Origin of the sequence: Nonlabens tegetincola (genome assembly GCF_002954355.1) — a bacterium.
Taxonomy (GTDB): domain Bacteria; phylum Bacteroidota; class Bacteroidia; order Flavobacteriales; family Flavobacteriaceae; genus Nonlabens; species Nonlabens tegetincola.
The window spans coordinates 658,057-674,444 of record NZ_MQVV01000010.1; the positions used below are offsets into that span (position 1 = coordinate 658,057).

The following is a 16,388-nucleotide window of genomic DNA, read 5'->3' on the forward strand; positions in this document are numbered from 1 at the left end:
GAGTGTAAAGATAATAACTTACTAAGGTTTAAAGAAAAGGGCTGAGCTGAGAAATTTTACATTAGTATGGAAAAAATAAAAGCTGCTAAAATAGCAGCTTTTAATAATCAAATGAATTATGAAATGCGTTGACTTTCCACAGATCAGTGAACTAGGGAATCGCTGCCCTGCTTCAAGCCAACAGGACACGAATTTCTTTAATTATCATTTTATTCTATAAAAAGTAGAATCGATGCCTTTTCAAATCGATTAAAATCAATTTTATAGGTTTAATTACTTGATATATAGTTTGTTTTGAGATATTCTTCCATTTAAACTAGCTTGAACAAAGTATAGTCCAGATTTAAGATCAGAGATATCATAATTTATAGTTTCATGCTCAAATGTTTTCACTACCTGACCTAATGTGTTATAGATTATTACTTGGTCTATTTCAGTATCGCTTTGAATGTTGAAACTACTTTGAGCTGGATTAGGGTAAATAATGAAAGACGATTTTAACTGTTCCTGAACTTCTTCATTACTCAACGGATTATTAAGAGGAGTTGTGGTGTACAATTTGTACTCTCCAGGTTGCAATGAAATTCCAGTAGTAGTATTAGTAACGTTCACAACCGCATTGTTATTGAAGTAATCATACCAAACTCCTGTTTGTTGAAAATTAGGATTTGCTGTTTGCGCAGTTACTGCAAAATTTGCTAGAACTACTGCATCAAAATTAGGTCCATTTAAATTGATGGTTTTAACCAGCCCAGAAACATTTAAGTTATTGTTTGTATTGTTAAAAGTTTCAGGATATAAGGTTTTAAAGTTTATAAATGTAGCTGTTGCATCATATACGTCTAATCGATCCTGGTCAGTATCGTATCCTAATGTCCAAGCTACTGGTTTGCGACCTGTTCTACCATTTTGGTCTATGTCAATTTCATATCCTAGCTCACCAAATTGCCAAAGCATTTTAGGTCCAGGAATGCTGTAAAGAATTGCTGAAATGGCTTCTTGTCTATCCAATGCTACAGGAACATTTTGAACGTTATGAGAAGAGTTTGCAGCATTACCAAATTGTAAGTTTTTATACATTAATCGTTGCTCGTCGTGACTCTCTGCATAGGCTATAAGATGCTGGTCATTGAAACTTCTTGATGTGTAATAACTTCTAAAGACATTGGAATTAGATGAGAATCCCATGCTGTTTTGATTGAATTCGTCGGTCATTTTTCCCCAAAGCATAAATCCATCATTGGCTAGTGCGGCTTCCTCATTTTGTCCTCCTAAGTGTTCAAGAATCATGTATATGTCGTTAGAATTATTGTTCCAGATAGTATTCTTATAATCATTCAGAATATTGACTCTACTTTGGTCATAAGCATTCCAAGCACCAATATTTCCTAGGGTATTGTTTTGGGTAAAACCTTTAGATAAATCAAATCTAAAACCGTCAATTTTATATTCATCTATCCAATATTGTAGGGTTTGTTTAACGTAGTCTCTAGTCCAATTACTTTCATGATTGAAATCATATCCTACATTGAAATCGTGTCTAGCAGTCGGATTTAAATAGGGATTATTTGCTGCTGGTCTAAAATTTGCTTGATCCCACCACATTTGACATAGTGGGCTTTGAGAGAAGGCATGATTATAAACAACATCTAGTATAACAGCGATACCTTTTGAATGACATAAATCTACCAGTTCCTTAAATTTTACAGGAGTTCCGTAGGTTTTATCAATAGCCATGTGGAACTTAGGGTTGTAACCCCAACTATCTGCTCCTTCAAATTCATTTAGGGGCATGAATTGAAGAGCATTAATACCTAAATCGGCTAGGTAATCTATTCTATTAATTATTTCTTGGTAGCTATCGTTTTCAGAAAAATCTCGTACCAAAATTTCATAAATAACTAAATTTTCTTGATCTGGACGTTGAAAATTAGTCACATTCCAATTATAAGGAGTAGCTTGATAGGTCCATAGCGATATATCTCCTGTAGTCTCTCCCGTAGGATAAGGATAAATGTTATCAAAATTACCAGGCTTAATGAATTGGTCAAATCCATTATCCAGAATCAAACGACTATATGGATCGGCTATCTTAATACTGTAATCTACTAAGTATTGATAGGCAAACTCAGTTCCTGCAGAAAACTGTGTAGAAGGAACGGTAACCCAAAAATAATCACCATCCTTATTCATTTGATAAGGAAGATCCAAATCCCAATTGCTGAAGCTTCCTAAAAGCATTACATCTGTTTTGCCTGGTGCTGCTAATAAGAAAGTAACACTACCGTCCGCATTTTCATTCACACCGTTTTTCAATCCTGCTGGTCTAGCAATACTTTGTGTAGTATTTGGTACATAAACCGATACTTGATCGGTAACTGTTGTTGTTCCATTATCTGCATTAACTGCAATTGTGTAATTGCCTGGATTTGAAAATGTGTATGAAGTAGAAATACTAGAACCACTTGTTGTCGCTACACTATTTCCATTTACGGCAAGATCTAATGTTGCGTTTTGGGTACAGTCTGCACTTAGGTTTATGGTTTGGTTTAAATTTATAATCTCACCGTCCTGTGGGCTGGTGATTGAAGTGTTTAAACCAGGTAGGAAAACGTCTATAAAAATATCGGGTGATGTTTGATTAGTTCCTGCAGCGTTTCTTATAACCAGACAAATTTCTGAGATTACGTCTCCTGGCTGTGCGTTGTAAAAAGTTTCTAAAGTTCCTGGTAAGGTTGCTTGATACATGTTACCGCCAGTATTGACAAACTGTGGTTGAGCAGTGTTGTCACCCCAGTTTCCTACTACATTGGACCAGCGTGTTCCATTAATGTTGGCTCCTGTGTGAGCATAAAAATTTCCAGATTCGTTTTCTAAAGGAGTTCCTGTTGCATCAAATATTAGTGTTACTTGATCTTGTTGTGTAGGTATTGATGGGTTTGTGGTTACTTGCGCTTTCGCGAAAGCGAACCCAAAAATCACAGCTAATAAAAGGTAAAAGTTTTTCATAGAATTAATCGTTATCAAAAAAGGGCTGTATAAACAGCCCTTTTAAGTTATAAATAAACATGATTATCTAACAGGAATTAAGATATAACGTCCATCTAAGTCATTAAAATAGATATCGTATGTTCCTGGCTCAACAGGAATGTTAGGCCCGTCTTGAGTACCTTGACCTGTAAGTTCAGTATCAGAACCCCAGTTAACAGCCCAGTCATCATTTGCACGGAACTTCATAAAACCACTGATTAAACTTACGTTTGTGATGCTCCATTTATGAGGATCAAATGTGCTTTGAACCATATCTGTGTCAGATCCCCATCCTGTAGGAGTTCCATCTCCAATTATTCCTACCGAAGTATAGGTAGTTGCACTTGCTCCATTTGCATTAGGGGCAATACTGAAACTTGAAGATCCTTGAGATGAGTTAGTTACACCTGTAATGTCGATAGTGAAATCGTAGTAACCATCTGCTGGAATTGAGAATACTCCTGGATCAGATCCAGCACCATCGTTAAGACCTACAGCTCCATTGCTTTCACCATATTGTGGTTGCCAGAAGCCAGGTGAAGTTAAAATTTTAAAAGCATCACCTACAAAGTATCCTGAATAATAGAAAACGTTGTCGTTTGCTGGATCTCTGTAAAGAGCAGGATTATCATTATCATTATTCCATCCTGGGGCAGTTGCTGCACCTACTAGATATAAGTCTGTAAATGGGTATGCAGAAAATGGAGTAATAATTGCATTCACTAAATTTGAAATAACAGGTTCAACAGCAGGATCTGCTACTGATGCTACTAATCTGATAGAATAGTTTCCTGGTGTAGCATGTTCACCACCTAGTTGAGTTGCGGCATTATTTAAAGTGCTGTACAGAATGGCTAAATTGTTCTCAGTAGTAGAGCCTATTACTTCTGGTGCACTAAAATCACCGTTTTCCACGTCCATTTGTAACTCGTAATTAACCTGAACTGGAACTTCCATTTCTAAATCATTCCAAACAAATCTTTCTGCTAGAGTATTACCGTTTGTTTCTGTAACTTCAAAGTTGACAACGTCTGGCGACAGCATTACTTCTCCGCTAGGAGCAGTATTGATTGTGAATTCTTCACTGTCATTATCTTCACATGATATGATTCCTGCAATGGCAAGGAATGCAAACATTATAACTGATATTTTTTTCATCATTAATTATATTAAAGGTTAGTAACCTGGATTTTGGTTTAAATTAGGGTTAAGACTTACTTCTTGAGCAGGTATAGGAAGAATGTTTCTAAATGGAGCTGTCGTCGTTCCACTTTGTACGTTTCCTTTCCAAGTCCAAACTTTTCCTGTAGTAAATTGGTTAAAACGAATTAAATCTTGTCTTCTGTGAGTTTCCCAGTGTAATTCTCTGGCTCTTTCATCAAGAAGGAAATCTAAATCTATATTGCTCGCGCTTATGTTACCGCTTGTATTTCCATAAGCTCGCTCTCTAAGTTGGTTTATATATCCTTCAGCAGTGTTGATGTCACCACCAGAACCACCTCTTACAACTGCTTCGGCATACATCAAATACGCATCTGCTAGTCGGTAAACAGGGAAATCGATATCAACAAAGTCGCCAACTGGATCACTACCTGCCACACCATTTACTGTAACATTACGGAATTTTTCAATGGCATAACCATCTTTGAATCTTCCAACATCTTGAATTTCTAATTCTTGATCATCGGTAAAGAATGCCTCGCGGCCATCAGCGCTATTTTCCATTCCAGGAAACAATTCAACAAATTCTTTTGTGGTTCTTATTCCACCCCAACCACCATTCACACCAAAGTTGGCAGCATTCATATCACCACCTATAGGCGCATGAGTAAGGTAAGTAGTACCTCCAAAGGTTTGAGTGTTTAATCCATCAAAATTGATGGTCCAAATAAATTCATTTTGGCTACCATTTGAATTGTTGTCTGCAAGAAACAAGTTATGATAAGGGTCTGAAGGAATTGAATAGCCAGCTCCAATTACTTTGTTAAGTTGAATAATGGCGTCATCATATCGTGCATTACCAGTATAAACTTCACTATTCAAATAAATTTTAGCTAGTGTCATCCAAAGAGCTCCCTTATCTGCTCTTCCATATTCATTAGCTCTAGCATCAACCATTTGATCTTCAATAGCAACTAATTCGGATTCAATGAAGTCAAATAACTCTGTTCTTGACAATACTGGAGGAAAAGCCGCTGGATCGCTATTCTCATCTGTAAAAGGCATTTGACCAAAAAGGTCCATACCGTGATAATAGGAGTAAGCTCTTAAGAATCTTGCCTCTGCTCTGTATTCAGCAACATCAGCTCTTAAGTCTGCAGGAATGTTGTATTCGTCCAGTTTAGCATCGGTACTAAGTCTTAGGAACTCATTACAAACTGCTATTTGGTAATTAATTCTTGAGAACATGGCGTTGATAAATTCATTACCATCTGTCCATACATGCCAGTGTAGATCCTTAATCGTACCATCGTTCCATGCGATTATAGCTTCATCAGTAGTTAGCTCTTGCATGTTCCAATATAATCTTAGGTAATTTGAAAAACCACCATCGATACCACTAATATCAGCGTCACCATCTCCACCTGCTTGCCCACCAACTGCTAACCCGGCATAAGCCTTTGCAATTAGTCCTCGGTAAGTTGCAGGATCTTGAAATAGCTGTTGTTCTGTCAATCTGTTATCTCTAGGCTCTACTGTCAAAGCATCATCACATGCAGTGAAAGCTAGCATTCCTACAAATAACAAGATTATCGATTTGTACATTTTCATATTCTTGCTTTATTGAGTTATTTAATATTGAAGTTTAATCCAAAAATCAAACCTCTGTTTCTTGGAAATAAATTGTTATCTATACCACCGAATACTTCAGGATCTATCCCATCGTAATCTGTAATTACAAATAAATTAGTACCTGTAACAGAAGCTCTTACATCAACTTTGTCGCCTGGGAAGTTGTATCCTAACGAAATGTTATCCAATTTTAAGAAATCAGCTTTTTGAACGTAGTAATCTGAAAACAAGCGTTGTTGACTAAATTCTGTGTTTTGAATATCAGTCGGTGAATTTAGATAAATAGGGTTCTGAGTGTTGCTTGGGAAAACGCTACCAAAGTTTGCTGCATTTGACGCTACGTTGTTGTAGTTATAACCTCCGGCAGCACCTCTGAAAGTAAAGTTTAAGTCAAAGTTTTTATAGTTTACTCTAGATGAAAAACCATAGTAAACATCGTGGTTAGCTTTTTTATATCTTATACGATCAGCATCGTTGATAATTCCGTTTTGATCAACGTCTACAAAAACTCCATCTAAAGGATTACCATCTTGATCGTACACTTGACGGAATACATGGAAGGTAGTTGGGTCTGATCCTACAGCCCATTCTTGAATGTTATTACCTGTTCCACCAGATATTCCACCTACTTGTACAGGTTCATTGGTCGCACCAGCTAGGTCTGTAATTTCAATTTCTTGGAAAGTAACATTACCACTAACATTCCAATTAAAGTTTTCATTGCGTATTACGTCAAGTGCTGCACTAGCTTCAATACCTCTACTCAATGTAGATCCTGCGTTTTGAAAACTACCATTCTCTAATCCACCAGCTGGTAGAGGTCCAAATAAAAGAAGGTCACTAGTTTCTCGATAGAATGCATCAACCGTACCAGTTAAACGGTCATCAAAGAATCCTAGATCGATACCAACGTTATACTGATCGGTTGTTTCCCATTTAAGATCAATAGCTCCTTCAGGACGTATAGTTTGTACAAAATCATTCCCAAACTGTACTTGTGCTTGATTTTGACCTGGAGTAAATACAGATAAAAAGGCAAATGACACAGGAATATCTTGTTGTCCAGTTTGTCCATAGCCACCACGAATCTTAAGTCTTGAAATAACTCCACTATTTTGAACAAAATCAGTATTAGTTAATTTAATAGCAGCATTGGCACCATAAAAGTTTGCCCAACGGTTGTTTTCTGAAAATCGTGAACTTCCGTTTCTAGAGTAACTACCAGATAAAATTAAAAGATCTTTAATGTCGAATGTAGCACGAGCAAAACCCGTTACCAAGGTAGTTTCATTTACTGAGAAAGGATTGTCTTGAAATCCGGTGTTTGTAAGTGTTCTACCACCATCAGCACGATAGAAGTCCTGATAACTACCACCTATAGTAAGATCCATTTTTGTGTCAATTGCATCAATAGCTCGTTTATAATCTAAGCGACCATCAAGCAATTGGTTTCTTCTTATCCCATTGTTGTAATTTTGACTTGCAAATCTGAAACCAGCTCCAGAATTAGCATCTCTTATAGAATAACTATCGTATTCATTGTAATCGATACCTGCGTTACCTACAAACCTTAAACCTGGGATTTGGCTGATTTTATAATCTAAGTTCATGTTTAAACGAGCTTGTGAATTGTCATTTTGAGCATCCAAGCTATTTAATAAACCTAATGGGTTACGAGGCGCATTTGGTTCTGGACCAGAATCGTTAGTGAATTCAAAATAACCACCATAAATATCATTACCACTAAAGATAGGTTGAGTAGGGTCAAAAACCACCGCAGCACCTACAGCTCCAGCATCAGCAAATCGGCGTTCCTCTTGAGATAGTTGTGATGTGAACGTTAGTTTTATGTCATTGTTAAATCTATGAACTGCGTTTAGACTCAAAGACAATCTTTCGTATCCAGATCTTAAAAGAGTACCATTCTCATTAGTATAACCTAATGACGCACGTACTGAGGTTTTTTCAAAACCCTTTTCAGCTGTTATATTGTGAACAGCTCTAGTTGCGTTTTGATAAATGGCGTTTTGCCAGTCTGTATTTGCATCACCTAGTATTGATGTATCACGACCTTCATCCTCTACCAATTGTCTGAATTCTGTTGCATCTAGTACTTCAATATAATTTTGCACCTTTTCAACAGCATATTGAACTCCATATGATAATCTTAAATCGCTATTAAGTTTAGCTTTTTTAGTAGTTATCAGGATTACACCATTTGATGCTCTATTACCATAAATGGCCGTTGCACTGGCATCTTTAAGAATAGTAAATGATTCAATATCATTTGGGTTAATAGAATTAAGATTTGCATTTTGTTGATCTAGTGGAACACCATCAACTACTATAAGAGCATCTGCATTTCCTCCAAGTGTAGAACCTGGGCGTACTCTTATAACTGGTCCATCTCCAGGACTACCACTAGCGGCTGTTACTTGTACACCAGCTGCCTTACCAGCAATTAATTGTCCCGGTGAAACAATGGCACCTTTATTAAATTCTTCTGAGTCTACAGTAGTTTGAGCTGCGGTAACATTAGCTTTTGTAGTACTACCGTATCCTATTAAAACTACAGTGTCTAATTCTGAAGGACTTTCCTCCAACGCTGCATTGATGGTCGATTGACCGGTGTAAGCTACACTTTGCGAGGTGTAACCCAGGTAAGTGAAAACGATAACTGCTCCATCGCTCACATTATTAAGGGTGTAATTTCCATCAAAGTCGGTAGAGGTTCCATTTTGTGTACCTTCTACGACAACCGATGCTCCTAAAATTGGGAGTCCGGTTTGAGCATCTGTAACTTTCCCTTTTACAGCGCTTTGTGCTAGCGCAATAATTGGAAACAATAGGGCAAGTAATGCTATTTTAAAATTTCTAATCATGAATAATGGTTTGAATTAGTATTGAATCTTCTTCACACACGCCACGAAATTATGTAAACATAATGTTAAGAGAACGTTTTCGTTCTGTGATTTTACGAAAACGTTTTCGGCTCGTTATAGTGTTATTTTATCATTATATTTAGATGGAATTTACGCTTTCGCGAAAGCGTAACACCTTATATTAGCATAATCGTAAAGAACTACAAGTAATTGTTTAAGTAGCATGGCTCAAAAATTAACGCTAAAAAAAATAGCTCAAGACCTTAAAGTTTCCATTTCGACAGTTTCTAAAGCTCTAAGGGACTCTTATGAAATAAGTGAGGAGACTAGAAAAAAAATTCAGGAATATGCTAAACAGTATAATTACAAGCCTAACAGTATAGCACTGTCCTTAAAAAATCAAAAGACGAAAAAAATAGGGATTATCATCCCTGAAATTGTGCATCACTTTTTTGCAACTGTTATTTCTGGTGTAGAGCATGTTGCCAATGAAAAAGGTTATCAAGTGATTATTTGCCTAAGTGGTGAAAGTTTTGATAAGGAAGTAGTTAATATGGAAATGCTGGCAAATGGAAGTATTGATGGGTTTATTCTAAGTCTATCTAAAGAAACAATGTCAAAGCAGGATTTTCACCACTTGCGAGAGGTGATTAATCAAGGAATGCCTATCGTAATGTTTGATCGTGTTGCCGATGATATTCCTGGTGACAAAATTATTATTGACGATGTAACAGCTGCTAGTGAGGCAACGGACTTCTTAATGCGTAAGGCTAAAAAGAATGTAGGTATATTAAGTACAGTAGATTATGTCAATGTTGGGAGATTGCGTACACAAGGGTATTCAGAGGCTTTAATGAAACGCGGTGTAGAGGTGAATCAAGATCTTATTTTGAAAATTGAAGACATTGATCATTGTGATGAATTGATAGAAAAGTTTATAGATAATAATCCATCATTAGATGGTATAGTGGCTGTGAATGAGTTGTTTGCAGTAACGGCTAGTAAAATACTAACACGCAAAGGAAAAAGAATCCCAGATGATGTCGCTATAGTTGCTTTTACTGATGGTATGTTGTCTAAATACTCTAACCCATCTCTTACAACTATAGGTCAAAATGGGTACGAAATGGGTGGGATTGCAGCGGCTAAATTAATTGATAGATTAGAACAAGATCAAAAAGATGAGGAACGCTACGAAACCGTTATCGTAAAAACTTCTTTAATAGAAAGGGAAAGTACACCTTAATAAAGTAGATTTGTATTGTTTATGTTTTTACATAAATACAGACTTATTTTCTTCACACACACACACACCAAGATAAGTCTAACAAATAAAATAGGCTTGTCGTTTTAAATTAAAATTAAACGATATGCAAAAGCGCAGAATGGGTTTCTGGGAAATGTGGAACATGAGTTTCGGATTTCTGGGAATTCAAATGGGTTTCGCGTTACAAAATGCAAACGCAAGTAGAATACTTCAAATTTTTGGTGCAGATGTGCACCAGCTTTCCTGGTTTTGGTTGATTGCTCCTTTTATGGGATTGATCGTTCAACCTATCATAGGTCATTATAGTGATAATACCTGGACCAGATTTGGTAGAAGAAAACCATTTTTTCTATTAGGAGCAGTTTTAGCCTCAGTAGGAATGGTGTTTATACCACAAGCAGATATTTTCATCGCCTTTCTTCCAGCTTTATGGGTAGGCGCAGGAATGTTAATGATCATGGATGCTTCTTTTAACATTGCCATGGAACCGTTTAGAGCGCTAGTTGCAGATAACCTGTCTGATGAGCAGGCTACACAAGGTTTCAGTATTCAAACTGTATTAATAGGAATAGGTGCTGTAGTAGGATCCTGGTTGCCTTGGGCATTAGTTAATTGGTTCAATGTTGAAAAAACCGCTCCAGAAGGAACTGTTCCAGACAATTTGATTTGGTCCTTTGTAATAGGAGCTTTGGTTTTAGTGATCTCCATTCTTATTACCATTTTTACTACTAAGGAATACACACCAGAAGAATTGCAAGCTTTTGAAAAGGTAAACGATACAGGTGCCAAATCTGAAGTAGTTAGAGAGGCAAAATTAACAGACATCTTCTCTGACTTTGCAAAAATGCCTGAGATGATGAAACAGCTTAGTTGGGTTCAATTTTTCTCGTGGTTTGCACTTTTTGGAATGTGGGTTTATGCAACGCCAGCAGTTGCACAACACATTTATGAATTACCTTATACAGATACGCAAAGTGAAAGCTATCAAGAAGCTGGAAACTGGATCGGTATATTGTTTGGGATTTACAATGGTGTATCTGCAGTAGTTGCTTTCGTATTACCTGTTATTGCAAAACGCATTACCAGAAAACGCACGCACGCTTATTCCCTACTTCTAGGTGGAATAGGGCTGTTGCTTATTTATGTCATGCCAGATCAAAACTGGTTAATTCTACCTATGCTATTAGTTGGTATTGCTTGGGCTAGTATTTTATCCATGCCTTATGCCATGCTAGCTGGTTCTATTTCACCTAAAAAAATGGGTGTTTACATGGGTATTTTCAATTTCTTTATCGTAGTGCCACAAATCATTAACGGTATCATCGGTGGACCATTAATTAAGTACGCCTACGGCAATCAAGCGATTTATGCATTAGTAGTTAGTGGTATCAGCTTTCTCATCGCCGGATTCCTTGCCTTCAGAATTAAAGACACACAAAACTTACCAGCCTAATGAAAAATAAAAAAGCATTCATATTTGATTTAGACGGCGTGGTAGTTGACACTGCAAAATTTCACTTTGTAGCATGGCAACGACTAGCGGCTGATATCGGAATAAATTTTACAGAAAAGGAAAACGAGCAACTTAAAGGAGTTTCTAGAGTTGACTCGCTTAAAAAAATTCTAGAATGGGGTAATAAATCATTGCCGCAAGAAGAGTTTGATCAAAAATTAATAGAAAAAAATAATCAGTATCTCTCTTTAATTGAAGGTCTCTCGGTAAACGATATTTTACCAGGAGTGCATTCTTTTTTATTGGATTTAAAGGCAAAATCTCAACCTATTGCTTTAGGTAGTGCCAGTAAGAACGCTCGTCCTATTCTAAAAAAGTTGGGAATAATAGACCTATTTGATGTTATCGTTGATGGGACTAACGTAACCAAGGCAAAACCAAATCCAGAAGTCTTCTTGAGTGCTTGCAGTCAACTAGGATATAAGGCTGCAGATAGTATCGTATTTGAAGATAGTCAAGCAGGAGTTCAAGCTGCAAATACTGCCGGTATGATATCAATTGGATTGGGAGATCAAACAAACTTAAATGAAGCCGATGCTGTATTTCAATCCTTTGAAGAAATGCCATCGGATTACATAAAAACACTATTGAATACACAGAAATAATGAATCAAGAGTATATTAAACCAGATGCGTGGTCGATTATAGAAGAAGGATGGAGTCCTTCCATGGTTAAATCAAGCGAAAGCCTTTTTTCCATAGGAAACGGTGCAATGGGACAAAGAGCAAATTTTGAAGAACAATATAGTGGTGATACATTTCAAGGTAGTTATGTAGCAGGTGTGTATTATCCAGATAAAACAAGAGTAGGCTGGTGGAAAAATGGTTACCCAGAATACTTTGCCAAAGTATTGAACTCTCCTAATTTCATAGGAATAGATGTTTTTATAGACGGTTTACCTCTAGATCTTGCTCAAGTTCAAGAAGTAAGAGAATTTAGGCGCGAGCTTAACATGAAAGAAGGTTGGTACGAGCGCAGTTTTATAGCTCAAATTTCTGATGACAAAGAAATCAAGGTTGAATCACGACGTTTCTTAAGTCTTAAACACGATGAATTAGGAGTTATAAATTATAAAGTAACTGCAGTAAAAGGAGATTTAAGCATCACCTTCCAGCCTTATATAGATGCTGGTATCACAAATGAAGATTCAAATTGGGACGATGCATTTTGGGCTATTGAAGAGTTATACTCAGATCAACATCAAGGTATGATACGCAGCCGCACTAATAAGACGAATTTTCACGTAGCAACCTACATGCAGTCAGAATTGCTCAAAGATGAGGAACACATTCAATACGCCACTCATCTAGATCAAAACGATACAACCGTGCGTCATGAAGCTAGTGGTGATATCGCTCAAGGCGAAAGCTTAACTTTAAGAAAATATGCAGGTTATGTAAGTAGTCTTAATCATAACAAATACGAATTGTTTGATGCAAGTAAAAAGATATTAGCATTAGCAACTGAGCATGGTTATGAAAAGTTGTTTAATGAACAAGTAGAAGAATGGTCTAATATTTGGGAAATGGCAGATATCACTATTGATGGTGATTTAAAGGCACAACAAGGTATACGTTTCAATATTTTCCAGTTAAATCAAACTTATTTAGGTAAAGACAGTAGGTTAAATATTGGTCCTAAAGGATTTACAGGTGAAAAATATGGAGGCTCGACCTATTGGGACACTGAAGCATATTGTATCCCATTTTATATGGCTACAAAGGATCAACAAGTAGCTCGTAATCTATTAAAATACCGATACGATCAATTAGATAAAGCAATAGAAAATGCAGAAAAACTAGGCTTTACAAATGGTGCTGCTCTTTACCCAATGGTAACCATGAATGGTGAAGAAAGCCATAACGAGTGGGAAATCACTTTTGAAGAAATACACCGTAATGGTGCCATGGTATTTGCAATCTACAATTATGTACGTTATACAGGTGATTACAGTTATGTTCCAGAAATGGGGCTAGAGGTCATGATTGCAATTGCTAGGTTTTGGCATCAACGAGCTACATTTTCTCAAAAAGCTGGTAAATTCATGATATTAGGAGTTACTGGACCTAATGAATATGAGAATAATGTTAACAACAACTGGTATACCAATTACATAGCAAAATGGTGTATTGACCAAGCTGTTGAACATTTAGACAAAGTGAAAGATGGTTACCCAGAAGATTATGACCGTATTATAAGTCTAACAAAACTTACTGGATCAGAGCGTGCTTCTTGGCAAGAAGTTTCTGATGGTATGTATTTTCCATACGATGAAGAATATGGAGTATACCTACAACAAGATGGATTTATGGATAAGGAGATTATCCCAGTTTCAAAATTACATCATTCACAACGACCTATTAATCAAAAATGGTCGTGGGACCGTATACTACGCAGCTGTTACATCAAACAAGCCGATGTACTTCAAGGATTCTATTTCTTTGAAGATCATTTTTCTAAGGCAGAACTTGAAAAGCATTTTGATTTTTATGAGCCACTTACGGTTCATGAAAGTTCACTTTCTCCATGTGTACACAGTATTCAGGCTGCAAAACTTGATCGCATGGATCAGGCTTATGAGTTCTACTTACGTACCTCTAGACTAGATCTAGATGATTACAATAAGGAAGTTGAAGAAGGCTGTCATATCACTAGTATGGCAGGAACCTGGATGAGTATTGTAGAAGGTTTTGGTGGATTACAAATTAAGGATGACACGCCTCATTTTACCACTAAATTACCTAAGGAATGGGCAGGTTTTTCATTCAAAATAAATTTTAGAGATCAAATTTTAAATGTACAAGTGACCCAGCAAGGAACTCAAGTACAGCTTAAAGGCGATCAACCACAGGATGTAGTTGTCAACGGTAAAAAAATAACCCTACAACCACAAGTCATCACCGCTTAATGATGAATTAGCTTAACCGAACCTAGTCCTTGAATGGGCTAGGTTTTTTATTTTTCGAATTATGATTAGACTGAAACAAGTTCATATTGTAAGTTTATTATTTGTGATTTTCGCTTTCGCGAAAGCGATCTCACAACAATCATCCATAGACCGCATTGAACCACCATTCTGGTGGGCAGATATGGAACATGCCGAGGTTGAGGTAATGTTTTATGGACAAAATATTGGAAAAGCTGAGGTCAAAAGTGATTTACCAATCCTTAAAATACGAAGAACTGAAAACTTGAATTATCTCTTCGTTACATTTGACACGACAAATCAAAATCATGGAGAATACGCTATCACCATGAATGTAGGAGACACTTACTTTACCTCTAAATATGAACTCAAGAAGCGCAGTCTAAATTCAAAGTATCGAAAAGGTTTTGATAGCAGTGACGCCATTTATCTTTTAATGCCAGATCGATTTGCAAATGGAAATCCAGAAAACGATAGTCATCCAGAAACTATTGAAAAACTAAATAGAAGTTTTAAAGGTGGTAGACATGGTGGTGATATACAAGGTATTATTGATCATCTAGATTACATTAGTGAATTGGGAGCTACCGCAATATGGAGTACTCCATTACTAGAGGATAATGATAAACAGTATTCCTATCATACCTATGCGCAAAGTGATTTATATAAAATTGATCCTCGCTATGGTACCAATGAAGATTATAAACGATTAGCCAGTGAATTACATAAGCGTGATATGAAATTGATTATGGATTATGTGACAAATCACTGGGGTGCAACGCACTGGATGATGCAAGATTTACCAACGGCGACATGGATTCATCAATTTGATGATAACGACGGTAAGGAATTTCCAGTTCCTGGGTATGCAAATTCTAGCTATAGACAAACCACACAAATGGATCCAAATAAATCTCAAATTGACGATACCTATGCCGAGAAAGGTTGGTTTGTAAGTACCATGCCAGATATTAATCAAAGTGAACCATTAGCTCTAAATTATCTTATCCAAAACGCTATATGGTGGATTGAGTATGCAGATTTAGATGGATTCAGAGTAGATACCTATTCCTATAATGAAAAGAAAGGAATCGCAGACTGGACCAAAGCTATCATGAAGGAATATCCGTATTTTAATATCGTAGGAGAAACCTGGATGCATGATCAATCACAAATAGCTTTTTGGCAAAAGGATAGTCCTATAGGAGCTATTCAAAGTTATAATTCAGGATTACCTAGTGTTATGGACTTCACTTTACACGATGCAATTATGAAAGCATTTAAAGAGAACGACCAGCAATGGGATAAGGGAATGGTAAGAATTTATGAGAACTTTGTAAATGATTTCCTATATGCAGATGTCAACAATATTTTACTATTCGCTGGTAATCATGATACAAATAGAATCAATGGTGATGGATTATATGATGGCGATGTAAATAACTATAAACTGGCTTTGACACTAGTTCTTACCGCTCGTGGAATACCTCAAATTTATTATGGCGATGAAATAGGAATGGGAGGAAATCGTGATACCAGTGGTGATGGTGATATACGTCGCGACTTTCCTGGTGGCTGGCAGGATGATGAAGTAAATGCCTTTAAAAAAAGAACAAAGTTCCAAAAACCATTCTATGAATTTACTAAAAAGCTACTGAATTATAGAAAAGGAAAACCTGTTCTACACGACGGTAAGTTTTTACATTATGTGCCAGAAAACAATTGTTATGTATATTTTAGATACTCTGATTCTAGCAGAGTAATGGTGGTGATCAATAACAATCCTGAAAAAGTAACTTTAAATTTAGATAGGTTTAAAGAAGGATTACAAGATGTTAATGAAGGCCTAGATATACTCTCAGGAAAAAAGATAGATATGGGAAATACGTTATCTGTTTCGGGTAAAACTAGTATGGTCATCGATCTTGATAAACCTAAAAAAGGACCTCGCTTTTTCTAATAAAGTAATAAAAATTT

9 protein-coding genes are annotated in these 16,388 nt (G+C 36.5%); 5 read left to right on the forward strand and 4 right to left on the reverse strand.

Translation table 11 applies throughout. From position 1 onward, the window contains the following. Positions 1 to 273: 273 nt before the first annotated feature. The 4 genes from BST93_RS03425 to BST93_RS03440 form a co-directional block, all read right to left on the reverse strand. Entirely contained in the window at positions 274 to 3,009 is a 2,736-nt protein-coding gene (locus BST93_RS03425) for an alpha-amylase family glycosyl hydrolase (protein WP_105018081.1), read from the reverse strand. A gap of 63 nt (positions 3,010 to 3,072) precedes the next feature. After that, positions 3,073 to 4,191 carry a SusE domain-containing protein gene (locus BST93_RS03430; protein WP_105018082.1) on the reverse strand — a complete coding sequence of 373 codons (1,119 nt, stop codon included), beginning with the start codon at positions 4,189 to 4,191 and terminating at the stop codon, positions 3,073 to 3,075. A 15-nt stretch (positions 4,192 to 4,206) separates the two neighbouring features. Beyond that, positions 4,207 to 5,802, reverse strand: coding sequence for a RagB/SusD family nutrient uptake outer membrane protein (locus tag BST93_RS03435; protein ID WP_105018083.1), 1,596 nt, complete (start codon positions 5,800 to 5,802; stop codon positions 4,207 to 4,209). 17 nt (positions 5,803 to 5,819) lie between these two features. After that, positions 5,820 to 8,705 (reverse strand): SusC/RagA family TonB-linked outer membrane protein, encoded by a 2,886-nt coding sequence (locus tag BST93_RS03440; protein WP_105018084.1) that lies wholly within the window; start codon positions 8,703 to 8,705, stop codon positions 5,820 to 5,822. Positions 8,706 to 8,928: 223 nt separating this feature from the next. On the opposite strand from BST93_RS03440, the gene BST93_RS03445 reads away from it, so the two are divergent. The 5 genes from BST93_RS03445 (at position 8,929) to BST93_RS03465 (ending at position 16,371) form a co-directional block, all read left to right on the forward strand. Continuing rightward, entirely contained in the window at positions 8,929 to 9,951 is a 1,023-nt protein-coding gene (locus BST93_RS03445) for a LacI family DNA-binding transcriptional regulator (RefSeq protein WP_105018085.1), read from the forward strand. A gap of 124 nt (positions 9,952 to 10,075) precedes the next feature. After that, positions 10,076 to 11,425 (forward strand): MFS transporter, encoded by a 1,350-nt coding sequence (locus tag BST93_RS03450; protein WP_105018086.1) that lies wholly within the window; start codon positions 10,076 to 10,078, stop codon positions 11,423 to 11,425. After that, complete coding sequence (pgmB, locus tag BST93_RS03455) at positions 11,425 to 12,090, forward strand: beta-phosphoglucomutase (RefSeq protein WP_105018087.1); 666 nt, start codon at positions 11,425 to 11,427, stop codon at positions 12,088 to 12,090. Before BST93_RS03450 ends, pgmB begins: the two co-directional genes overlap by 1 nt. Next, the gene (mdxK, locus tag BST93_RS03460) at positions 12,090 to 14,393 is read left to right on the forward strand and encodes a maltose phosphorylase MdxK (RefSeq protein WP_105018088.1); all 2,304 of its coding nucleotides are present in this window, start codon (positions 12,090 to 12,092) and stop codon (positions 14,391 to 14,393) included. The genes pgmB and mdxK overlap by 1 nt, the downstream gene beginning before the upstream one ends. Before the next feature lie 61 nt (positions 14,394 to 14,454). Next, positions 14,455 to 16,371: a glycoside hydrolase family 13 protein gene (locus tag BST93_RS03465; RefSeq protein ID WP_105018089.1), complete on the forward strand. Its 1,917-nt coding sequence runs from the start codon at positions 14,455 to 14,457 to the stop codon at positions 16,369 to 16,371. Positions 16,372 to 16,388 lie beyond the last annotated feature (17 nt).

Excerpts from the sequence above, each read along its gene's own strand:
- BST93_RS03465 (WP_105018089.1), top strand. The coding sequence starts at position 14,455 with ATGATTAGACTGAAACAAGTTCATATTGTAAGTTTATTATTTGTGATT.
- BST93_RS03440 (WP_105018084.1), bottom strand. The coding sequence starts at position 8,705 with ATGATTAGAAATTTTAAAATAGCATTACTTGCCCTATTGTTTCCAATT.
- pgmB (WP_105018087.1), top strand. The coding sequence starts at position 11,425 with ATGAAAAATAAAAAAGCATTCATATTTGATTTAGACGGCGTGGTAGTT.
- BST93_RS03435 (WP_105018083.1), bottom strand. The coding sequence starts at position 5,802 with ATGAAAATGTACAAATCGATAATCTTGTTATTTGTAGGAATGCTAGCT.
- BST93_RS03430 (WP_105018082.1), bottom strand. The coding sequence starts at position 4,191 with ATGATGAAAAAAATATCAGTTATAATGTTTGCATTCCTTGCCATTGCA.
- BST93_RS03425 (WP_105018081.1), bottom strand. The coding sequence starts at position 3,009 with ATGAAAAACTTTTACCTTTTATTAGCTGTGATTTTTGGGTTCGCTTTC.
- mdxK (WP_105018088.1), top strand. The coding sequence starts at position 12,090 with ATGAATCAAGAGTATATTAAACCAGATGCGTGGTCGATTATAGAAGAA.
- BST93_RS03450 (WP_105018086.1), top strand. The coding sequence starts at position 10,076 with ATGCAAAAGCGCAGAATGGGTTTCTGGGAAATGTGGAACATGAGTTTC.
- BST93_RS03445 (WP_105018085.1), top strand. The coding sequence starts at position 8,929 with ATGGCTCAAAAATTAACGCTAAAAAAAATAGCTCAAGACCTTAAAGTT.